This window comes from Nocardia sp. NPDC019395, from assembly GCF_040632335.1.
Lineage (GTDB): Bacteria > Actinomycetota > Actinomycetes > Mycobacteriales > Mycobacteriaceae > Nocardia.
Window position 1 is genome coordinate 680131 of record NZ_JBEYBT010000001.1, and the last position, 22302, is coordinate 702432.

17 protein-coding genes are annotated in these 22302 nt (G+C 66.7%); 12 read left to right on the forward strand and 5 right to left on the reverse strand.

The features are described 5' to 3' along the window. Nucleotides 1-158: 158 nt before the first annotated feature. The 5 genes from ABZ827_RS03155 to ABZ827_RS03175 all read left to right on the forward strand — a co-directional run bounded on the left by ABZ827_RS03155 (nucleotide 159) and on the right by ABZ827_RS03175 (nucleotide 6982). Entirely contained in the window at nucleotides 159-1226 is a 1068-nt protein-coding gene (locus tag ABZ827_RS03155) for a radical SAM protein (RefSeq protein ID WP_357232069.1), read from the forward strand. Between the two features lie 21 nt (nucleotides 1227-1247). Further along, entirely contained in the window at nucleotides 1248-2465 is a 1218-nt protein-coding gene (locus ABZ827_RS03160; protein WP_357232072.1) for a cytochrome P450, read from the forward strand. Between the two features lie 317 nt (nucleotides 2466-2782). After that, entirely contained in the window at nucleotides 2783-4759 is a 1977-nt protein-coding gene (locus ABZ827_RS03165; protein ID WP_357232075.1) for a neutral/alkaline ceramidase, read from the forward strand. Between the two features lie 566 nt (nucleotides 4760-5325). Further along, nucleotides 5326-6576, forward strand: a complete 1251-nt coding sequence (locus ABZ827_RS03170) for an oxygenase MpaB family protein (protein ID WP_357232078.1) — start codon at nucleotides 5326-5328, stop codon at nucleotides 6574-6576. Nucleotides 6577-6631: 55 nt separating this feature from the next. Further along, nucleotides 6632-6982 (forward strand): hypothetical protein, encoded by a 351-nt coding sequence (locus tag ABZ827_RS03175; protein WP_357232081.1) that lies wholly within the window; start codon nucleotides 6632-6634, stop codon nucleotides 6980-6982. Between the two features lie 52 nt (nucleotides 6983-7034). Here the strand turns inward: ABZ827_RS03175 and ABZ827_RS03180 are convergent, their stop codons facing one another. Beyond that, complete coding sequence (locus tag ABZ827_RS03180) at nucleotides 7035-8450, reverse strand: lipase family protein (protein WP_357232084.1); 1416 nt, start codon at nucleotides 8448-8450, stop codon at nucleotides 7035-7037. Between the two features lie 251 nt (nucleotides 8451-8701). Here ABZ827_RS03180 and ABZ827_RS03185 point away from each other — a divergent pair, with 251 nt between their 5' ends. Beyond that, nucleotides 8702-10375: a bifunctional 3'-5' exonuclease/DNA polymerase gene (locus ABZ827_RS03185; protein ID WP_357232087.1), complete on the forward strand. Its 1674-nt coding sequence runs from the start codon at nucleotides 8702-8704 to the stop codon at nucleotides 10373-10375. A 192-nt stretch (nucleotides 10376-10567) separates the two neighbouring features. Here ABZ827_RS03185 and ABZ827_RS03190 read toward each other — a convergent pair whose 3' ends face one another. Both ABZ827_RS03190 and ABZ827_RS03195 read right to left on the reverse strand, forming a co-directional pair. Then, nucleotides 10568-12682 (reverse strand): FAD-dependent oxidoreductase, encoded by a 2115-nt coding sequence (locus ABZ827_RS03190; protein WP_357232089.1) that lies wholly within the window; start codon nucleotides 12680-12682, stop codon nucleotides 10568-10570. A gap of 177 nt (nucleotides 12683-12859) precedes the next feature. Then, nucleotides 12860-13438, reverse strand: a complete 579-nt coding sequence (locus ABZ827_RS03195) for a TetR/AcrR family transcriptional regulator (protein WP_357232092.1) — start codon at nucleotides 13436-13438, stop codon at nucleotides 12860-12862. A gap of 99 nt (nucleotides 13439-13537) precedes the next feature. Between ABZ827_RS03195 and ABZ827_RS03200 the strand changes: the two genes are divergently transcribed. Then, entirely contained in the window at nucleotides 13538-14677 is a 1140-nt protein-coding gene (locus tag ABZ827_RS03200; protein ID WP_357232095.1) for an acyl-CoA dehydrogenase family protein, read from the forward strand. Between the two features lie 115 nt (nucleotides 14678-14792). On the opposite strand, the gene ABZ827_RS03205 is transcribed toward ABZ827_RS03200, so the two are convergent. Further along, nucleotides 14793-16118: a serine/threonine-protein kinase gene (locus ABZ827_RS03205; RefSeq protein WP_357232098.1), complete on the reverse strand. Its 1326-nt coding sequence runs from the start codon at nucleotides 16116-16118 to the stop codon at nucleotides 14793-14795. Between the two features lie 223 nt (nucleotides 16119-16341). On the opposite strand from ABZ827_RS03205, the gene ABZ827_RS03210 reads away from it, so the two are divergent. Together ABZ827_RS03210 and ABZ827_RS03215 are read left to right on the forward strand one after the other, a co-directional pair. Then, nucleotides 16342-17421, forward strand: a complete 1080-nt coding sequence (locus tag ABZ827_RS03210) for a BTAD domain-containing putative transcriptional regulator (RefSeq protein ID WP_357232101.1) — start codon at nucleotides 16342-16344, stop codon at nucleotides 17419-17421. A gap of 129 nt (nucleotides 17422-17550) precedes the next feature. Further along, nucleotides 17551-17871, forward strand: coding sequence for a peptidoglycan-binding domain-containing protein (locus ABZ827_RS03215; protein ID WP_357232104.1), 321 nt, complete (start codon nucleotides 17551-17553; stop codon nucleotides 17869-17871). Between the two features lie 315 nt (nucleotides 17872-18186). On the opposite strand, the gene ABZ827_RS03220 is transcribed toward ABZ827_RS03215, so the two are convergent. Then, entirely contained in the window at nucleotides 18187-19104 is a 918-nt protein-coding gene (locus ABZ827_RS03220; protein ID WP_357232107.1) for a TetR family transcriptional regulator, read from the reverse strand. A 131-nt stretch (nucleotides 19105-19235) separates the two neighbouring features. Between ABZ827_RS03220 and ABZ827_RS03225 the strand changes: the two genes are divergently transcribed. Genes ABZ827_RS03225 through ABZ827_RS03235 form a run of 3 tightly spaced genes read left to right on the forward strand, consistent with a single transcriptional unit; the run spans nucleotide 19236 to nucleotide 22209 of the window. After that, nucleotides 19236-20444 carry an acyl-CoA dehydrogenase family protein gene (locus ABZ827_RS03225; protein ID WP_357232110.1) on the forward strand — a complete coding sequence of 403 codons (1209 nt, stop codon included), beginning with the start codon at nucleotides 19236-19238 and terminating at the stop codon, nucleotides 20442-20444. Next, nucleotides 20441-21463, forward strand: a complete 1023-nt coding sequence (locus ABZ827_RS03230; protein ID WP_357232113.1) for a phosphotransferase family protein — start codon at nucleotides 20441-20443, stop codon at nucleotides 21461-21463. Before ABZ827_RS03225 ends, ABZ827_RS03230 begins: the two co-directional genes overlap by 4 nt. Next, nucleotides 21460-22209, forward strand: a complete 750-nt coding sequence (locus tag ABZ827_RS03235) for an SDR family oxidoreductase (protein ID WP_357232116.1) — start codon at nucleotides 21460-21462, stop codon at nucleotides 22207-22209. Before ABZ827_RS03230 ends, ABZ827_RS03235 begins: the two co-directional genes overlap by 4 nt. Nucleotides 22210-22302: the final 93 nt, after the last annotated feature.

The window sequence follows — 22302 nt, forward strand, 5'->3', positions numbered from 1 at the left end:
GCAACGCATCGGCAACACTGTCGGTTTCCGACCTGTTCGTCTCGCCGGTGGCATCCAGCAACGCGCAAACCCTGCCGCATCGCACCGAGGAGTATGCCGTGTCTCAGCCCGTTTTTCTGGACGTCAGGCCGAGTAAGGAACGCATTTTAACCCGAGCAATGGAACTCGCGCAAGAGGATTCGGCGTTGGCCGAACGGTTGTTGCGCGTGAACGAAGTAGCCCGAGGTATACGAACGGTGGAGGTCTGGGTCACCGACGCTTGCAATCTGCGGTGCAAGGGGTGCTGGTTCTTCGAACACGATATGGACAAGCAGAGCGTCGAGATTCGTGATCTCGATACGATCCGCGCGTTCGCCGAATACCTGCGCGATACCAAGAAGATCACCAGCACACTGCTGATCGGCGGTGAACCGGCACTGGTCCTGGATCGGGTCCGAGTGTTCGCGGAGACGATTCGCAATGTCCAGGTGGTGACGAACGGGACGCGGCCGATACCCTACGACGGATTCGAAGATGTCGGCATCGCTGTATCCCTGTGGGGCGGTGGACCGGTCGACGACGAGTTGCGTGGTCACGGACCCAACGGCCGGAGGATCGGCGGGTTGTTCGGTAAAGCGCTGGGCATCTATGCCGACGACCCGCGGGCCACCTGGGTCTATACGCTCAGCGAGGCCGGGATGCCGTACCTCGAACAAACCGTCGAGGCCATCGCCAACAACGGCAATCAGATCAACTTCGGTTACTACAGCGACAACGGCACCGACCCCACCGCGCGGTTACGCAACGAAGAGCACGCGATCCAGGAAATGACCCGGATGCGCGAAACCTATCCCGACACCGTGATCGGGCACCCCTATTACTACCGCACGCTGGTCACCGGCCGTACGCATTGGGGTACCTTCGGCGCGGAGACCTGCCCCAGCATCAGCAACGATCACCCGGCCCATGCCCAGCGGCTGGCCGAAGGGCATCCGATCGTCGGTCGCTTCAACGCGTACCGGACCGATCACAGCGTTCAGTACTGCGCCACCACCGGAGACTGCGACAACTGCCGGGACAGTCAGGCCGTGTGGAGCTGGTTGCTGGTCAATATGCACCGTTTCCTGGGCGATCGTGATCAGCTGGACACCTGGGTGACGATGGCCGAGAACTTCTACCGCCAGTACTACTGGTCCAGCTACCATCCCGCGCGACAGGCACCCGCCGAATCGGCGGTCGGCGCATAGCGACTACCGACCATGGCAACTATGTCTCTGGAGAAGGCGCGGCTGTTCTCGGATGTCCTTCGTGGTGACCCGGGCGCCCGGATCCTCTGGTCCCGGCCCGGGGTCGACCGGCATCGGCAATACGAGAAGGTCCGTGCCCGGGGCGCCCTGGCGACCAGCCGGCGCGGCCTGCTGTTCACAGCATCCCACGCCCTGTGTCACCAGGTGCTCACCAGCGGCGATTTCGGTCCGGCGCCCATCGGGGCGTCGGCCCGCCGTCGCAACGCAACCGGAGACACTACGCGCGTGCATCCGGTCGACGACTCCTTTCTCAAGCTGGAACCACCCCGGCATACGGAGCTGCGCTCCCTCGTCGCCCCCACATTCCATCGGCGCGAGCTCACCGATCTCGGGCCCCGGATCGAGAAGATCGTCGGGAACTGCCTGAACGAACTTCCGCACGGCCAGGTCACCGATCTGATCACGAACTACGCCGAAGCCGTTCCCATGGCCATGATCTCCGAGATTCTGGGCCTGCCGAGTACGGAGGCTCCGCGGTTCGCCGCTTGGGGAAATCTGCTCGCCTCGTTGCTGGACGGCGCGAGGACAGCGCAGGAACGGGAGCGTTCCCGGGCCCTCGTCACCGAGATGACTGCCTATTTCAAGGATCGCCTGAATCACGTCGACCCGCAGAGCGCCGGGCTCATCGCCGGTTTGGCACAGCAGTGCCCGGCACAGTTGAACTTGCGCGAGGCCATCGCCACATGCGGCATGCTGCTGGTCGGTGGTTTCGGCACGACCACACACCTGCTCGGAAACACCCTGTACACGTTGCTGCGGCAGCCTGATCTCCGGCCGGCCGACGGCGATTACACGGCGGTGATCGAAGAATCCCTGCGCTACGACACCCCCGTTCAGTATGTCGTCCGGGTCGCCAAAGCCGATACCCGGCTCGCCGGCCGGGCCGTCACCGCGGGAACGCCGGTCGTGCTGCTCCTGGCCGCGGCGAATCGCGATCCGGAAATTTTCACCGACCCACACGTATTCGATCCCGGCCGCCGGGAACCTCATCGCCATCTGACCTTCGGTGCCGGGATCCATTTCTGTATCGGCGCCGCGCTGGCGCGCGCGGAAGCCGTGACCGCCGTCCAGAGCTTCTTCGAAAGGTATCCGAACGCCCAGATCTCGGGAAAGGCCGGCTTGCTGCAATCGCGCGCGCTCCACGGCTTGCGACGACTGCCCGTCGTCCTCGGGACCTGATGGCGCTGTAGTCCCGTTACCTCGTGGCGGCCGCGGCGCGTCGTCGCGAAGACGGTTGCCGAGCAGGCGACGCCTCTGGCCTGCTCGCAGTCGACAGATCGAATCGGCCCCCGTGCCGTGGGCCACAATCGAGGAGCCCGAAAGGCCGGGGCCGTGGGGTTCTGACTACGGTGAAGTTGTGATCGGTGACCGCACTGGCGCCGTGTGAAACCACGGGTTACGCAATGCAATCCAGAATTTGCCCTTGCTAGTTTGTCAGTGCACCGCATCCGAACCGCTGCCGCGGGCTGATTCCAACAAGACAGAAGAAGAGGTCGATGCCGGACACGAACCCCTCGCCCGACCGCCATCTGGTCGGGCGCGCCATCGCCGACATCACCGGGGAAGCGGCCGAGGTCGGCATGCTCGGCTACGGCAAGGCAGATCAGAAGACCACCGGAATACACCTTCGCCTGCGCTCCCGGGCTTTCGTCTTCGCGGACCCGCTCGTCGACCGGCGGGTGCTACTGGTCGTGAACGAGCTGCCGCTGATCTTCTCGAGCATCACCCAGGAGGTGCTGCGCCGCCTGGCTCAGCGCTTCGGCGACACCTATACGGAGTCGAACGTGATGCTCACCGCCACCCACACCCACTGCGGACCGGGCGGCTATTCCCACCACCGGTTGTACAACGGCTCGACCGGGTTCCGCCCCGAAACGTTCGCGGCGATCGTCGACGGCATCATCGAGGCTGTCGAGCGAGCGCATGAGGATCTCGCCCCGGCCACCTTGCGCCTGGCGCACGGCGAGCTGCGCGATGCGAGCGTCAACCGCTCGCGTGCGGCATTCGACCGGAACCCGCGGGAGGAAAAGGACTTCTTTCCCGATGCCGTCGATCCGCAGACGACGCTGCTGCGCATCGATCGCGACGGCGAACCGATCGGTGCCGTCAACTGGTTCGCCACGCATTGCACATCGATGAGCAACCGGAACACGCTGATCAGCGGCGACAACAAGGGTTACGCGGCCTATCACTGGGAGCATGTGGTCGAGGGTGTGAACTATCTGGCAGACCCGGATCCCGACTTCGTCGCCGCCTTCGCGCAGACCAACGCCGGTGATATGTCGCCGAACCTGGACGGTAGGCCCGGTGCCGGACCCACCGGCGACGAGTTCGAGAACACGCGGATCCTCGGAATGCGCCAGTACGAGGTCGCGGCGAAACTCGCCGCCGGGTATATGCCTCGGATGGCGGGCAGTATCGATTACCGCTCGGTGCATGTCGATCTGTCCGCGGTGACAGTATCCGCGGAGTTCACCGGAGACGAACGCGAGCATCGCACCGGACGACCGGCCGGGGGAGCGGCCGCCTTCGCGGGCGCGGGGTACGACGGGCCCACCCACTGGAAGAGCTTTCGTGAAGGCCGCAATCCGGGCTGGGATCTCCTGTCGAGGCTGGCGTACCGGTTCGCGCCGTCGCTACGGGACGCGCAGGCGCCCAAGTCGATCGTCGTTCCCGGCGGACTGGTCAACAGGATCGGACCGTACGTGCAAGAGATCGTTCCGGTACAACTCATCCAGATCGGCGAGCTGTACCTGCTCGGTGTTCCGGGCGAGGTGACGATCACCGCAGGCCTGCGGTTGCGGCGCACGGTGGCGGCCGTCCTCGGCGCCGAGCCGGCGAACGTCCTGATCGCCGGCTACAGCAACGCCTATATCCATTACGTCACAACTCCTGAGGAGTACGACGAACAGCGCTACGAGGGCGCGAGTACCTTGTTCGGTCGATGGGAGCTGCCCGCCCTGCAGCAGATCGCGGCGCAGCTCGCGACCGCGATGCGCGACGGCACCACGGTACCGTCCGCTACGAAGGCGCCCGACCTGTCGGGTTCGCAGCGGCCTGCGAAAGCAACCCCACCGCTGGACTTTCCGCCGGTGGGGCACGATTTCGGAGACGTACTCGACGAGCCCGCACCGGCATATCGCGCCGGGGAGCAGGTGAAAGTCGACTTCGCGGGCGCACACCCCAACCACGACCTACATCGCGGCAGCACCTATCTGATGGTGCAGCGGCGTGACGAGGACCGCTGGCGAACGATCGCCGACGACAGTGACTGGACGACCACCTTCAGGTGGTCGCGTGGCCCGGCTTCGAGTTCGCGGATCACCATCGTTTGGCGCAGCCCGGCCGACGCAACACCCGGCAGCTACCGGATCCGCTACTTCGGCGATGCTGTGCCGACCGGCAGCGACCGCGTCCCCATCGCCGGCACCTCGCCCGAGTTCCGGATCCACAACGACGACTCCGGCAACTGACTCGGCCCCACACTCATAGTCGCGCACCCGGCCGGACCCGCTCGCGTACCGTGCGTATGGCGAGTTTCGGCGCGGTCGCGAACTGCCTGCCGCTCGCCTTCGGCTCGGCAGAGGAAACGTTCGACGACGGTGATCTCGGCATGCCCGGACGAACGTGTTCGACGGAGTGGATTCCCCGATGCGTATCGCTCGCGAGGAGATCTTCGGTCCGGCACCCACCTGCGACCTGTCGTGACTTCCGCGATGAGTCACCGGCATGCCTGACCCTGACTGCGATCACTACTTGATGTGACTACCTATTCTGATCTTCAACGCAACACAGCCGGTCGGTTGGTCGGCTGTCCGGTCGCCTCGGTCATCCAGAGGATCTTCCGATGTGTACTGATTGCCCGCTGAAGCTTCCTGTTGTGCACGGTGTCGGCTTGGTGCATGTTCCATCGAGCCGACGGCCCCGAAATCCTGGACAACTGTCTGATACAGCTGGTAAGTTATTGAGTATTCTACCGCAGTGGAGTGATCGGACCTACCACGTTCCGCGGTGATCGAGCTCAATGAGGAGTGGCGGCATGGATGGACTCAGCAGGCGTGACGCGTTGAAGGCCGGGGGAGTGGCGGGGGCCACCGGGGCGCTGGCGATGGTGGCGGCGACGTCGGTGGGGCGGGCGCAGCCGTGGACGTGGTCACCGCAGGGTTCGGTAGCCGGATCCGGTGCCGGTGCCGACCCGATGACGGTGTGGGATCCCGAGGCGGACGAGCTGGTCGCGGGACTGATCGATCGGGGTGAAGTTCCCAGGGTCAACGACCTGTTGCGCACCTGGACCAGGAACGGTCAGCCGTTGCCCGGCGGGTTACCGCCGGATCTACGGGATTTCATGGAGTACGCCCGGCAACTGCCGCACTGGACCGACCAGGCGAAGTTGGGCACGGCCATCGAGTTCAACAAGAAGCGCGGACTGTATCTCGGCGTACTGTACGGGTTCGCGAGCGGCATGATGAGCACCGTCATCCCCAAGGAAGCACGGTCGGTCTACTACTCCAAAGGTGGTCACGACCTCGAGGACCGCATCTCCAAAACTGCCAAACTCGGCTATGACATCGGCAGTTCGAACGCCTACGCCCCGGACGGCGAGATGGTGGTCACCTGCGTCAAAACCCGGCTCGTGCACGCGGCAGTGCGGCATCTCCTGCCGCAGTCGCCCCACTGGGTGAGCTCCGCCGACGAGGACATCCCGATCAGTCAGAACGACATCATGGTCACCTGGCACAGCCTTCCCACGACCGTCATGAAGCACCTGACCTCCTGGAACGTACCGATTCCGGTGCACGAATCCGAAGCCTTTCTGCACTCCTGGCAGGTCGCCGCACATATGCTCGGCGTCCGCGACGAATACATCCCGAAATCCTGGCCCGAAGCCAACTCTCAGGCCGCGCAGGTTCTCGATCCCATTCTCGCGCCGACACCCGAAGGGGTGAAGCTGGCCGACAGGCTGCTGGAACTGGGTGCCAATATCGACCTCTCGATCCTCAGCAAGCCGGTGCTGGGCGCGTTCACCCGCTTCTTGCTCGGTGACCGGATCGCCGACGGTCTGCATATCCCGCGGGAGCCCGTCTGGGATCCGCTGCTCCGGTTCAGCTGGGGCCCTTTCATCGCGGTGCGTGAGGGGGTACTCGCCGCTGTCCCGCCGGTCGGGGATCCCTACTGGCTTCTCGACGAATTTCTCCGCAAAGCCGCGCTGATCTACCTGGCCGAATTGCGGCTGCCGATCAGTATCGAAATCCCGACCATGAACCGCGATATGAGCGTGCCACCACGGTGATCCCTCGCACGGTGCCGAAACCAGCTCATTCTCTATCCACAGACAGGGGAGCGCGATGACGCCCACCATTCTTCGTCTTGCCGTCGCCTCGCTCGCGACAGCGGGTCTCGTTTGCACCGCCGCGGCGGCGACGGCCGGAGCGGGCTCGCCTCCGGCTTTCGGTCCGGTCGCCGATACCGAATCCGGAACGGGATCGTCGGCGCTGGATTCCGGCTCGGCGGCGGCCCGTTCGGCCGGGGTTCTCGTCGGGAACGGCGACATCATCGGGATGATCGTCCTTCTCGGCGTCACCCCGTTTCAGATGTTGACCAGTGGCGTCTGCGATCTGGCCACGCTCTCGGCACTTCCCAGTCCTTGTTCCCCGGGCCCGGAACACTACACGGGGACGGCACCCGTCCCGAACTGATCCGGGATTTCTCGGTGGCGAGCGTGCGGTGGCCCCTGGACTCCAGGGGCCGTCAGCATTCGCTTACTGCCGGCAGGCCACGCAGGCGTTCGTCCAGCCAGGTTATCGCCTCGGGGTAGCCGAGGCCGGCCGCGACGACGTGTTCGCCGAGCACACTGCGGTAGACCGCGGGGACACCGAGCGAGCACTGCTCGTAGTAGAGGTTGCGCGCGCCCTCGGCCGGGATCCAGAACTCTTGTTCACCGTTGTAGACGTAGAGCGGCGTCGCCGACGCGAGACCCGCCATCCGGGTCACCTCGTAGATATCGTGTGCCAGCGTCGATTGCAGTGGGTCGGCGATATTCGCGGCGATATCGATCGGCAGCAGGAGTACGCCGGGCAGCGAGAAGGTGCTCACGCATTGGTCTTTCATCGGTGAGGTGGCCACCCACTGGGCGAGATGGTTCATCCGGGACAGGATCTCGGGCCGTTCGCGCGCGATACCGAGAACGGCTGCCATGAACACGCCCGAGGCCAGATTCCCGTTCATACTGCGGGCCAGGATCTCGTAGTCGGCGGGCACCCCGCCGAGCGCCGCCCCGACCAGTGACGGTGCGAGATCGGGTGCGTAACTCTCGATCAGTTTCACCGCGCCGTGCGTGGCGATCGCGCCGCCGGAGTAGCCGGCCATCGCGAACCTGCTCTCGCCGAACTCGTCCGCCCGCCAGCCACGTACCGCGCGTACGGCATCCAGCACCGCGTGGCCCGCGACGTACGGCTCGGCATAGGCCATCAGCGGGCCTTCGTGGTCGGGAATGAGAACGGCGTAACCACGCAGCGCGGCCAGATGGGTGGTCGGCGGCACGAAATCGGTGAGCGAGCTGTCCGGCGAGAACCCGTGTGCCAGAGTGTAACTCGGCGTGCACTGCCGGCCGAGAGCGTCTATCGGGAGGTTGTTGACCATCACAGGACGCGCTCCGGGCACCGGTGAAGTGGTCGCCGGAATCACCAGTGTGGCCGTGGCGAAAGACGGGCGACCGTGCGCATCGGTGGTCCGGTATTTGAACAGCAGCGCCTGCCGGATCGGCACAACGATCAGCGGGGCGGCCGTAGCCGTGACATCACGGACCTCGAGCACCGCACCCGGGGCGAAATCGGCGAGGTTCGACGGCCACAGATCGAATATCGGATCACCGACCGGCGCGGGCAGCACCGCCTGACGCAGCGCCGCCGTTCCCGGCGCCATATCGGTCGTCTCCTCTGTCGGCACCGGCCCCGGCGCCTGCGCGATCGGCGGCGGCGGAAGCACCCGGTCTATGAACTGCTGAATACCGGGCAGAATCGCGCCGCCGGCGTTCGCGGGCGATGGAGATACCGGTAGTCCGGGAAATGGGAGGCCTGGTGGCGCGGGAGGCGCGGCGGCGGCCGGCCCGGTGAGCAACGGCACGATGACGAGCAACGCGAGAAGGCCGGTACGCAAACATCTCATGGCACACGCCCCTGGGTGCGATGTCGATACACCTGGCACCCGAGAAGCTGCGGATTTCCGTCACCCGAAACGGTCCCTGTCATCCCGGGGCCATATGCTCAGGCTACGTGACGGGAAGCGGATTGTTGTGTCGAGTCACAAGATTGAGACGTCCCGCTGCTGTTTCGAGACAACCCCACGTTCGGTGAGTTCCGGACCGCCGAGCGGCAACGGCGAGATCGATGTCGGACCCTGGTGCCAGACTCGGGCAGGTGAGATGGGCGGTGGCGGAATCGGGCGACGGTGGTGCGTATCTGTGCCCTCTGGACGCGGCCGGTCGCCCCGCCGCGGAAGTAATCTACGAGCCCTCGCTCGCCGAGGCGGTACGCACACGCCCCGAGGTCGAGAGGTGGGTATGGCGGTCCACCCCTGAGGTCTACCGATCCCTGCTGGCGGCGGGCGTGCGGGTCGAGCGCTGCTACGACGTGCAGGCGGCGGAGGCATTGCTGATCGGGTACGAGGAGGGGCAATCGGGTCAGCCCCGTTCCCTGGCGGCCGCCTGGGCTCGCCTGCACAACCTGCCGGTTCCACCGGACGCTCCCGCGCGGGCCGCCGAGGTACAACCGTCGTTGTTCGAATCGGGCCCGGTACCGCTGCCGCCGGGCACGGACGAGTTGACCGCCCTGGTCGCGGTTTACGCGGGACAGGTCGCGCGGACGGCGGCCACCGAGTACCCGGAGCGGATGCGGCTGCTGCTCGCGGCCGAATCCGCGGGCATGCTGGTTGCCGCGGAGATGTCGCGGTCCGGGATCCCGTGGCGCGCGGACGTACACCGTGAGTTGCTGGACACGATGCTGGGCGGACGCTTTCCGGGTGGGTCGCAGCCGCGCCGGATGGCGGAGTTGGCCGATGAAGTGTCGCGGGCTTTCGGGGGAGGAGTGCGGGTCCGTCCCGATCTGCCCAACGATATCGTCAAGGCCTTCGCCCGTGCGGGAATCGAGTTGTCCTCCACGCGGAAGTGGGAACTCCAGCAGATCGATCATCCGGCGGTGGCGCCACTGTTGGCCTACAAGTCTCTGTACCGTTTGTATACCGCCCACGGCTGGTCCTGGCTCGAACAGTGGGTGCACGGTGGGCGTTTCCGTCCCGAATACCTGCCCGGCGCAACGGTGTCGGGCCGCTGGACCACCAACGGTGGGGGTGCTCTGCAGATCCCGAAGGTTATCCGGCGGGCGATACGCGCCGACCCGGGCTGGTGCCTGGTGGTCGCCGACGCCGACCAGATGGAGCCACGGGTACTCGCCGCTGTCTCTCGTGATCCCGGGTTGATGGAGGTGGCCGGGCGAGGTGCGGATCTGTACGCGGATCTGGCGGCCCGCGGGTTCGGTGGCGACCGCACGCAAGCCAAACTCGCCCTGCTGGGGGCCGTCTACGGCCAGACTTCCGGTGATGCGCTGACTCATCTGGCCGGTCTGCGCCGGCGTTACCCGGTCGCGGTGGCTTATGTAGACGATGCGGCGCGTGCGGGCGAGGAGGGTCGCCTGGTGCGCACATGGCTGGGCCGGACGTGTCCGCCGGCATCGGTGGTATCGCCGGACCAGGCGGATTTGGCCGGGTCGGATTCCGGCGATCACGGCAGTGCCGCCACGGCGCGTGCCCGCGGCCGTTTCACTCGTAACTTCGTGGTGCAGGGTAGCGCCGCGGACTGGGCACTGCTGGTCCTGGCGGGTCTGCGTTCCGCGATATTCCGTGCCGGCCTCCGTGCCGAGCTGGTTTTCTTCCAGCATGACGAGGTGATCGTTCACTGTCCCGCGGCGGAGGCGAGCGCGGTCGCCGATATGATCGCCACCGCGGCCGATACCGCGGGCCGGCTGGTGTTCGGGCCGACACCGGTGCGGTTTCCCTTCACAACGGCGGTGGTGGAGTGCTACGGGGACGCCGAGTAGGGACGCGGATGCGCCCCGCCGCGCGAGCCACGTGGCCGGCCGGTGGACCCGGCGTCGGCGGAGCTCATCGAATCAGGGCATCCATGCCGGCCGCGCACCGCGGTCAGCACGATTGCCTACTCGCCACCGCCTCACAAACATCCACGCCGCGATCGTATCGAGGGCATCTCGGGGATCGAAGGACGACGTGACTCACAACTCCGCCGCGACCTTCCATGCCGTATGAATCGCGCCCTGGATGTAATCGACCTTCGCGGCATCTCCGACCACATGCACTTCGGGAACCACGCCCGCCAGCGCATCGGCCAGCTGTGTCGCCGCCGAAACTTCGGAAGCGACGACAACCATATCCGCCGGCGCGGTCGACGTCTCCTCCCCGACGCGGAACTCGACATGTTTCTCGGTGATTCGCCGCACCGCGGCACGGCGGTGGATCTGCACGCCCGCCTCGCTCGCGTGCCGGACAGCGGTCCACCGCCGCGGCATCGCCATCGGCACGCCGAGGTGCCGGCCCTCCTCGAGCAACGTCACGTTGCGCCCACGTTCGGCCAGGAACACCGAAAGTTCCAGTCCGACGAGGGAGCCACCTATTACGACGACGTCCTTGCCTATCGGCAGGAACTTGCGGGTCACGGCGCGGATGATGGCCGGGTTGCCGGTGACGCCGGAGAGCTTGCCCAGCCGGGCGATCGTCCGCAGTAGTCGGGGCACCCGCGAGACATCTCCGGTGCCTGTCATCAAGGCGCGCAAGGTATCACCGGTGTGCACATGCGGTAGATCGCTTCCGGGTAGCGCCGGCCGTCCGCGCACCGCACCCGTGGCGACGACCACCACGTCGGCGCCCAGTGCCGCGATCGACGGTACGGTGGCCTCGGTCTTCAGGCGGATATCGATGCCGAGGCGTTCGACCTGCAACTTCAGCCAGTTCAGTAGGTGCTGGTTGTCCGGTGTGGTGAGGCTGGAGAACCAGAGGGTGCCGCCGAGCCGATCGGATCTGTCCAGCACGGTGACCCGGTGTCCACGTTCGGCGGCCACGCGGGCGGCCTCGAGTCCGCCGGGGCCCGCCCCGACGATGACGACGTGCTTGCGCGCTGCGGCCGGTATCAGCGGAAGCAGTTTTTCGTTGCCGAGAGCCGGGTTCACGGCGCAGAGGGGAGTGGCGTCCCAGAAATTCTCCTGCACGCACACATAGCAATTGATGCAGGGCCGGACTTGTTCCGGCGTGCCCGCGCGGAGCTTGTTCACCAGTTCCGGGTCGGCGAGCAGTTGCCGTCCCATCGCCACAAAATCGGCTCTGCCTTCGGCGATCGCCTTCTCACCGATGTCCGGTAGTACCCGGCCGACGGTGATCACCGGGATGGATACGGCCTTCTTCACTTCGGCCGCGAGCGCCGTGTAGGCGCCGATCGTGTCGGGCAGGGGACCGTCGGTGAAATTGGAGAACGGGTTGCGACCCCATCCGGTGACGTGGATTGCGTCGGCGCCGGCGGCGTCGAACAGCGCCGCCGCCCGCACGGCCTCCTCGGTGGTCAGCGCGCCTTCCTCGCCGAACTCGCGGCCGGCGACGCGCACCAGTATCGCGAGTGAGTCCCCGACCTCGGCGTCGACCGCGCGGATCACCTCCACCGCCAATCGCGCGCGGTTCTCGAGGGATCCGCCGTATTCGTCGGTGCGGGTGTTGTCCGCCCGGCTCAGGAAAGCACCGAGCACGTAACCGTGCGCGACGTGAATCTCGACCGCGTCCCCGCCGGCGTCGCGCACCCGCCCGGCGGCTTCGGCGAAGCAACGCACCAACCGGTCGATATCGTCGTGGGTGGCCTCGTGATAGGTCGCCTGCTTGCCGCCCGTGACGGCTCCGAGCTTCCGCAGCTCATCAGGTGTGTTGTCGGCCAGCGCGGACAGGTCGGACGGCCCGCCCGGCGTGGACGGCACCAGCAGCGGGCGGTCCTCGACGGTGTCGATCCGGGCGATCTTGCCGTGATGTGTCATCTGCACGCACAGCTTGCTGCCCGCGGCGTGGACGGCGTCGGCGAGTGCTTTCAGCCCGGGGACGAACCGGTCCTCGGAGAGGCCGGGTTCCTTGGTACTCGCGCATCCGATCGGGTAGGCGACGGCACAGGCGCCGGTGATGATCAACCCGGTCCCACCGGCCGCGCGGGCCGCGAAATGGTCGATATCGGCCTTCTCGATCTCACCGTCGTCGCAGAGATTCATATCCATCGCGGGCATGACCACCCGGTTCGCCAGGGAGATCGGGCCGATGGTCCCGGGGGCGAGCAGGTGCGGGAAGGTCTTCGTGCGGGTCACGAATAGAAGTAAAGCCGCCCGGCGGGATCGCGACGGTCCGATTCTCGATCACCGAAATGGCCGAACGGCCCCGGGAAACAAGGTCCGGCACACCGCGGCCCGGCCGATGACGCCGCGGTCTTGTGCCGCGAGGTTTCCCGGATCACCTGAACCGGGCCGGCAGAGCGGGTGTACCGGTCAGGCGCTGATTCCGTGGGTGAGGACAGCGGCGAGTTCGCGATAGGCCTCGGCATCGTCGAGGCCGGTACTCGCACGCAGCCCGCCCTGCTGGATGCGCACCATCATGGTGGCGACGAGGTCGGCGGCGAATGCCGCGTGCACGCTGCGGAATTCGCCGGCGGCCACACCGTGGTCGATCAGTTCCTGTACACGCCGGGCCGCGATTCGGGTGTTGCGGTCGTAGACCGCGCGTGCCGGAGCGAAAGCGTCCAGATCGGTCATGAACCGGGTGGAGGCCACCGACAGTGCCGCACCGACCGCGGTGAGGTAGGCGGTGATGCGTTCGCGCGGTCCCGTGGTCGCGGCGACGCTCGCCTCGACCGTTTCGGTCGCGTGTTTGAAGAAATGCACGGTCGCCGCGGTGACCAGCTGCTCTTTGCTGTCGGCCAGCGTGTAGAGGGTGGACTTGGAGCATTTGAGTCGTGCCGCGACGGCGTCGAGGGTCAGATGCGCGAAGCCCTCGGTGAGGAAAAGATCGACCAGATCGTCGAACAGTTTCGTGCGGCGGGCCGTCGCGAAGGCCGAGCGTTGCTCCATGGATGCAAACAGTACTGCAGATGCTCTTGCAGTACTGGTATGGCAGCAGTACTGTAGTCGGCGATCCAGTACTGTCATCCGTATCCCGAGGAGAATCCTGTGGCCGTCGATCGACTCCTGCCCACCGGCGAGGCCCGGGATCTCATCCAGCTCACCCGCGATATCGCCGATAAGGTCCTGGCACCGATCGTGGACGAGCACGAGAAGGCGGAGAGCTACCCGGAGGGTGTATTCGCCACACTGGGAGAGGCCGGACTGCTGAGCCTGCCGTATCCGGAGGAGTGGGGCGGCGGGGGACAGCCGTACGAGGTGTACCTGCAGGTGCTCGAGGAGATCGCGGCGCGCTGGGCCGCGGTGGCGGTCGCGGTGAGCGTGCACAGCCTGGCATGTCATCCGCTGATGGCCTTCGGCACCGACGAACAGAAGCAGCGGTGGTTGCCGGAGATGCTGGGCGGCAACACGATCGGCGCGTACAGCCTGTCCGAGCCGCAGGCCGGCTCCGACGCCGCCGCGCTCGCGTGCAAGGCCACCCCCGAGGACGGCGGATACCGGATCAACGGCGCCAAGGCGTGGATCACCCACGGCGGAATCGCCGACTTCTACAACCTCTTCGCCCGCACCGGTGAGGGGTCCGGCGGTATCTCCTGCTTCCTCGTGCCCGCGGGCACCGACGGTCTGACCTTCGGCAAACCGGAGGAGAAGATGGGCCTGCACGCGGTGCCGACCACCTCCGCGCACTACGACAACGCCCTCGTCCCGGCCGAACGCCGCATCGGCGCCGAGGGACAGGGGCTCCAGATCGCCTTCAGCGCACTCGATTCCGGCCGCCTCGGTATCGCCGCGGTCGCGGTCGGGCTCGCGCAGGCGGCGCTCGACGAAGCCGTGGCCTACGCCCAGGAACGCACGGCGTTCGGCCGTAAGATCATCGATCACCAGGGCCTCGGCTTCCTGCTCGCCGATATGGCGGCAGCGGTGGACTCCGCCCGCGCGACCTATCTCGATGCCGCGCGGCGGCGGGACGCGGGGCTGCCGTACTCGCGCAATGCGTCGGTGGCCAAACTCGTCGCCACCGATGCGGCGATGAAGGTCACCACCGACGCCGTCCAGGTCCTCGGCGGTTACGGCTACACCCGTGACTTCCGCGTCGAGCGTTATATGCGCGAAGCGAAGATCACCCAGATCTTCGAGGGCACCAACCAGATCCAGCGCCTGGTCATCAGCCGTCACCTCACACACTGAATCGCGGGTATCCAGGCGGACGGTCGTCGAAGCTCTCACCGCACAGGTTCGGAGCGCGTCGTGCTGTCCGGCCGAGGGGCCTGCCCGGGCGCGCGGCCTACCCGCTGTGCGGGTCCTACGGCGGCCCGACCGTGGTGCAGGTCGTGAAGGCGCCGTCGGTGGTGCGGAATTGCGGCCATTTCATGGCACCGGAGGTTTGCGGGCCGAAGATCCCGTCCCGGCCGATGCGGTGCAGATCCTGGACAGTGAGGACCGCCTGCGCGGTCGCGGGGTCATAAACACCGTCCGCGTCGATGAATTCGTGCTGGTAGCAGCGGCGCAGCGCATCCTGTAACGCTCGCACGCCTTCGATGGGCGGTGCTGCCCGGCCCCCTGTGGGATGTGAATCGTTGAAGGCGAGGAGGCATTGCCTGTTGCCGTCACTGGTACTGGGAAGTACCGCGTGCCGGCCGTCGCCGGTGGGCACGGTGGTGGTGAAGTGACATCGTTCGGGCAGAGCGTCCACACTGCTCGTCGCGAGGCTGTCCGAGGGAGAGGCGGATACGTCCGGAGGGGGCGTCGAATCGGGTTGTATCGCCCAGGCCAGGGCGCCGAGCGCCACAATCGTTGTCACCCCGGCCAGGGCGAACCGGCCTCGGGCAGGCAGGCGGCGGGCGGGTCGTTCCCGGAGCGCCGTCGTCACGGCGTCGACGAATGCGCCGCAGCTCGGATAGCGATCGTCGGGGTCGCCGGCGGTCGCTTTCTCCAGAACGGGCCGGAGTGCGGCGGGTAGGCGATCACGCCTACGCCCCACCACGACGGCGGGCAGATGGCCGGTGAGCAGTTCGTAGCAGGTGACGCTCAGTGCGTAGACGTCGGCGCGGTGGTCTACGGCGCGTCCCGCGCGCTGCTCCGGGGGCGCGTACGCGTCGGTGCGGCTGGCGGTCCCGGTCCGGGTCACGACGGTGGCGTCCAGATTGCGCGCTATGCCGAAGTCGCCCACCAGCACACGGTCGGTGCCTCCGTCGCCGGGAGCGAGGAATACGTTGGCAGGTTTGATATCCCGGTGCACGACACCCCGGGCATGGGCGAAGTCGAGTGCCTTGGCAACCTCGGTGAGTATATGGACGGCCCGGCCGGGCGGAACGCCACCGGGATGCTGAGCGACCAACCGGGCGAGATCGCCGCCCGATACATACCCCATGGACATCCACAGTGCGCCGTCGCTCTCGCCGAAGTCCAGGATGTCGACGATATTCGGATGGTCGAGCTGGGCGGCCAGCCGCGCCTCTGCGGCGAACCCCTCGGCGTCGTGGGCCTCGGCGAGTACCTTGAGCGCGACCTGTTTCGGCAGATTCGGGTGGGACGCGAGATAGACCGCCCCCATCCCACCGGAACCGAGCTTTCGCTCGATCACATAGCCCCCGACTTCGGTGCCAGGCGTCAGATCCGCGGTAGACACCCTCCCACCTTCTCACAGCTGCCGCCCCACCTGAAGCGCATGAGGCGGAGAAGCTCTCTGGGCGAGAATGATTCGCGCTCACTGCGTGTGGTCGCGGATCGGGCCGCGCGTATCCTGGAGCCACTCGTCACGACAGCGGACGCCACAAGTTGATGATGTGCGCACAGTGTTCAGGGGGTCTATCCGGTTGGAAACCGCACACAGTGGACAGAGTCGGCTCGATGTGCGCGTGCTCGGGCCGGTACGTCTGTTCTCCGACGGCCACGCGGTGGATCTGTCCGGGACGAAGGTGCGAGCCCTGCTCGCGGTCCTGGTTCTCAATCGGGGTAACCCGGTCACCAAGACAACATTGGTCGAGGCACTCTGGGACGACGAGCCGGCCGGGTCGGTCGACAATCTGTACGGCTACGTATCGCGTCTGCGGGCCGCGCTCCGCGGATCCGGAGCAGACGGCGTGCTGCGCTCGGTGTCCGGCGGTTACCAGCTCGATATCGATGCGGTCCAATGCGATCTGGGTCGTTTCGAATGCGCTCTTGCCGATGGGGCCCGGGCGCGCCGGGCCGATGATTTCGCCGGCGCCGCGCGATCGCTTTCCGCCGCGCTGCAAGAGTGGAGTGGCACCGCGCTCGCCGACCTGCAGGAGTTGCGTTTCGCCGCGAACTTCGCGGTGCGGATGGGCGAGCACAAGCGCAGTGCCGTCGCCGACCGGATCGAGGCGGATATCGCCGGCGGACACGCTGCGACGGTGATCGGCGAATTGCGCGAGCTCACCATCGAATACCCGCTCGACGAGCAACTCTGGCGCCTGTTGATCACCGCCCTGTACCTGACCGGACGTCAGGCGGGTGCGCTCGACGCATGCCTGCGGTTGCGCCGGAGCCTGCGGCAGGAGCAGGGTGTCGATCCCGATCCACGGACTGTCGCGCTCGAGGACGCGGTCCGCAATCAGCGACCGCTGACCGCCGGCCCGTCTTCCCCGGGTGCCACCGAACGAGACGCGCCTCGGTTGCGGCGGCAGGCCTGGATGCGTAGCGACGGTGGCCTGCCGATCCCGATCCCGCCCGCGGGGCTGGCGATCGGCCGCGATCCGAGCAACGATGTCGTGATCGGCGACGACAATCGGGTCAGCCGCAAACATGCCCGGATCCTGCCCCGCGACGAGGGCGTGTTCGTACGGGACCGGGATTCGGCGAACGGCGTCTACGTGAACGGCACTCTCATTCGCGCCGACACTCTGCTGTGCGACGGCGATGTCATTCAGCTCGGCTCTACCACGTTCGGATTCGAATACGGCGACGAATAGCCGGTTCGCACAGCTTGTTCGGTCTGGATACGCGGTCGAGAATTCCACCAGAAATCCTGAAGATCCGCTCCGTACGTTGTGAATCAGCGAGCAAGAGCTCAGCGGTCACCACGAAATATGGAGGCAATCATGACTGTCCGCAACCTCATCGCAGCCACCCTCGCCGCCGCCGCGATCACCGCCGTCGCCGGGCCTGCCGTGGCCGCGCCCGCGGCCCCCGACTTGCAGGCGGTGTCCAGTGGCTGCGCGTACACCAGCGCGACACCCACCCTCGCGCCGGGGAGCACCGGTGACGCGGTCCGCCAGGCACAGTGCCTGATGGGCATCAACGCCGACGGGATCTTCGGCGAGGAGACCGAGCAAACGGTGCTCGCCATCCAGTCCTCGTTCGGGCTGGCCACGGACGGGATCATCGGCCCGCAGACCTGGGATGTTCTGTACAACTTCTGAGCCCTGGCCCGGTTCTCCAGGCGCATTTCGCCGGGCGATCGGCATCTTCGCTGATCGGCACAAGCGAAGCGGCGTAACGAGAGTCAGGTGCCGGCGCCCGGGCACGCCCCGAACACGTCATTCCCCGCACGGCGATATCCTGCGGCCAAGTCGGTTCGACGGTGTTGCCCGGGTGCCGGTCCGGCCGTTCCGGGCAACGTTGTCGTCGAACCGCTACCGGAGGTGGAACTCGCCGGTGCGGCTGCCCGGAACCGGCGGTATCCGGCAGGGAAACCGATGTCCGACGTCGTGTGGACAGGCGCGCCGCGATCCCGGTCAGCTGGTGGGGCCGGATGACGAGCCGGATTCGTGGTCTCGAATCCCGAGGAGGCGGAGGGCGAAGCCGGCGTATTCGGCAGCGATCTGTTCGGGTGTCGCGGGCCCGTCGAGCCGGAACCACTGTGGTAGCGACGTGCACATTGTCGCGATGGCCCGGCCGGCGACCCGTGCGTCGCTGGCGGTCAGGTTCTCCTCGGCTACGGCGGCATCGATATCCTCGTCGAGCAGGTACTGGAGTGCGTTGCGGGACGAAGTGATACGAAGCCGATTGTCATCAGTCAGGCTGCGCATCTCACTGGCTCCGATGAAGGCGAGTTCGCGCCGGTGGGTGTGGTACAGGGCGAGCGCTTCCACGACGCGGGTGACTCGGTCGAGACCGCTGTGTGCCCCACCCCGTGCCGCGCGCACCCGCCAGTGCAATTCGTCCATTGTCAGGTCCAGGGCTTGGACCAGTAGTTCCTGTTTGTCGCGGTAGTGGTGATAGACGCCGGGCACACTCATACCGGCGCGCCGCGCGATCGAACGCATGGTGGCGCCGTGGTACCCGGTCTCGACGAACGAGTCGATGGCGGCGGCGAGGACGGGGTCGATATCGAGCGGCGGGAACTCCCGCCAGCCGGGTTGTGAATCGCTGTTCGGTTCGGGGACGGACTTGTGCCGGTCAGGCGGTCGCGGGTTGCCGGCGGGAGCCGAATCCTGCTCGCCGATCAGCCAGGACACGCTGGTGCCGAAGGCAGTGGCCAGCGAGCGCAGCCGCGGAATCGATACCCCGGTTTTGCCGTTCTCCACGGCGCTGAGGGTGGCGGGACTGACGGTGATCCGCTGCGCGGCCGCGCGCAACGAGAGACCCGCCGCGATTCTGGCCTCCCGCACCCTTGCTCCCACTGCGTGTTGGTCATGTTCGGAGTCACCCATGAGGTTCAGCATAGCTGAACACGTACTATCGGCACCGAACCGCGATTGACATCGTTCTTTACTGCATGTCAGTCTGGTGATCAACTGACGGCCGAGCGATCGCTCGGCACATGAGATGGAGGAGTGAACCCGTGGCCATCGATCTGTCCGTTCCCCCCGAGGTGCAAGTTCTGGCCGACCGCACCCGGAACTTCATCCGCGACCACGTCCTGCCCCTCGAAGATGCGCATGACGGTGATATCGCCGTGGCGGGTGGCGACAAATTCCGCGAAGAACTGCAGCAGGCGGCCCGGGACGCGGGCGTGTTCGCGCCGCACGCGCCGATCGAATACGGCGGGCACGGCCTGAACATGTCCGATCGGGCCCCGGTCTTCGAGGAAGCGGGATACTCCCTGTTCGGGCCGACGGCCCTGAATATCGCCGCCCCCGACGAGGGCAATGTGCATATGCTCGCGCATATCGCGAATCCGGAGCAGAAGTCGCAGTATCTGGCTCCGCTCGCGCACGGCGAGGTGCGCTCGGCATTCGCGATGACCGAGCCGGCGCCCGGTGCGGGGTCGGATCCCTCCGCGCTGGCGACCCGCGCGGTCCGGGCCGAGGGCGGCTGGCGGATCAACGGCACCAAACTGTTCATCACCGGTGCCGACGGCGCGGGCTTTTTCATCATCATGGCGCGTACCTCCGGCGAGCCGGGCGAGCGGGGCGGCGCGACGATGTTCCTGGCACCGGCCGACGCCCCGGGTATCCGGGTCGGGCGGCATCTCGACACGCTGGATCGTTCGATGGTCGGCGGCCACTGCGAGGTGTTCTTCGAGGATCTGCTGGTTCCGGAATCGGCGGTGCTGGGTGAGGTCGACCGCGGCTTCGAATACGCGCAGGTACGTCTCGGCCCGGCCCGGATGACGCATGTGATGCGATGGCTCGGTGCCGCCCGTCGTGGACACGATGTGGCGCTGGCCCGGGTGGCGGAGCGGCAGGGCTTCGGCTCCACGCTCGGAGATCTCGGCATGATCCAGAAGATGGTCGCCGACAACGAGATCGATATCGCCGCCACCCGCGCCCTGCTGACCCGCGCCTGCTGGGAACTCGATCGCGGAGAACACGCCGCGAACGCCACCTCTATCGCGAAAACATTCGCCGCGGAGGCGATCTTCCGGATCGTCGACCGGAGTATGCAGATGTGCGGTGGTCTCGGCGTGTCCGGCGACCTTCCCCTGGCGCGGCTCTCGCGCGAGGTGCGCCCGTTCCGGATCTACGACGGGCCCTCCGAGGTCCATCGGTGGGCGATCGCCAAGCGCGCGGTCGGCGCCGCCAAACGCGCTCTACGGGAGAGCAAATGAACCTACCGGGCATGGATGTGGCCGCACTGGAGCGGTTCCTGCGGGAACAGGACATCGATGTGCGCGGTGAGTTACGGGTGGAACTGATCAGCGGCGGCCGGTCGAACCTCACCTTCCGCGCATACGACGATATGTCGAAGTGGGTTGTGCGACGGCCACCCGTTGCCGGGCTCACCCCCTCCGCACACGATATGGCGCGCGAGTACACGGTGACCGACGCGCTGCAGAAATCCGCGGTACCCGTGGCGAAAACGGTCGCGTTCGATTCGGAGGGCACCACTCTCGGTGCTCCGATGACAGTGGTCGAATTCGTCGACGGGGCCGTGATCCGCGATCAGGACGACCTCACCGCACTCAGCGACGAGCAGGTGAACACCAGTGCCGCCGAGTTGGTGCGGGTGCTCACCGAGTTGCACGCGGTGCGGCCGGAAGCGGTCGGCTTGGAGAAGTTCGGCCGGCCGAACGGATTCCTCGCCCGCCAGGTGAACCTCTGGGCGTCCCAATGGGAGCGAGTCAAAACTCGCGAACTCCCCGACGTCGCGGCTCTGCACGCGGCGCTGTCGGACGCACTGCCGCAGGAATCGGCGAGCTCGATCGTGCACGGCGACTTCCGTATCGACAACACGATCCTCGACTCTGCCGACCCCGGCCGGGTGCGAGCCGTCGTCGACTGGGAACTGTCCACGCTCGGCGATCCGCTCACCGATGCCGCGCTGATGTGTGTGTACCGGACACCGATATTCGACCTGGTGCTCGGTGCACGTGCCGCGTGGACCAGCGACCGGATGCCCACACCCGACGCGCTCGCGCAGACATATGCCACCGTATCGGGACGCGACCTCGGACACTGGGGATTCTACCTCGCACTGGCCAATTTCAAGCTCGGCGTGATCGGCGAAGGCATCAGCTACCGGGCCCGGCAGGGTTCCGACGCCGGTTCCGCTGCCGAACGCGCTGCCGAGGCGACTCCGGAATTCATGGCGGCCGGGCTACGCGCACTGAAAGAGGGACGGAATTGACCGGCGACAACACGAAGACCGCACTTATCAGCGGCGCGACCCGCGGTATCGGCCTGGGTATCGCGAATATGCTCGCCCAGCAGGGATACGGGCTGACCGTGACAGCTCGCGATGCCGGCCGTCTCGATACGGTCGCCGCCGACCTACGCGCGGCGGGCGCCCCCGAGGTCGTGACCGTTGCCGCGGATATGGCCGACGCCGACGGTGTCGAACGGGTACTGACCGGGCACGCGGACCGCTTCGAAACGATGACCGCGCTGATCCTCAACGCCGGAGTCGGCACCGCGGGCGCGCTGGCCGACTCCTCGATGCGCCGCTTCGACAAGACTCTTGCCGTGAACCTGCGCGCACCGGTGCAGCTCATCCAAGGTGCTCTTCCGCTGCTGCGGGCCGGTGCGGCGAGCGACCCCGATCGCGGCGCGAAGGTGATCGCGCTGTCGTCTATCTCCGGTGTGTACGCCGAGGCCGGACTCGCGGTATACGGCGCGGCGAAGGCGGCGCTCATCTCGCTTATCGCAACCCTCAATGCCGAGGAATCGGGGAACGGGGTCACGGCGACCACGATCGCACCCGGCTACGTCGATACCGAGATGAGCGCGTGGATTCACGACCGGATCCCGCCCGAACAGATGCTGGCAGTGCGTGATGTGGTCGAGATGGTCGACGGTCTGCTGCGATTGTCCTCGCGTGCCGTGGTGCCGAATATCGTCATGTCCCGCGCCGGAACCGACGGTTATCGCGCGTAACACAGCAGCTACGAGGCCGGGCCGCTTATCGCGAGGGCTCCGTATGGCGGAAATCCGAAGGCCTCTGTGCGTCGATTCCTACCGGCGGTGGAA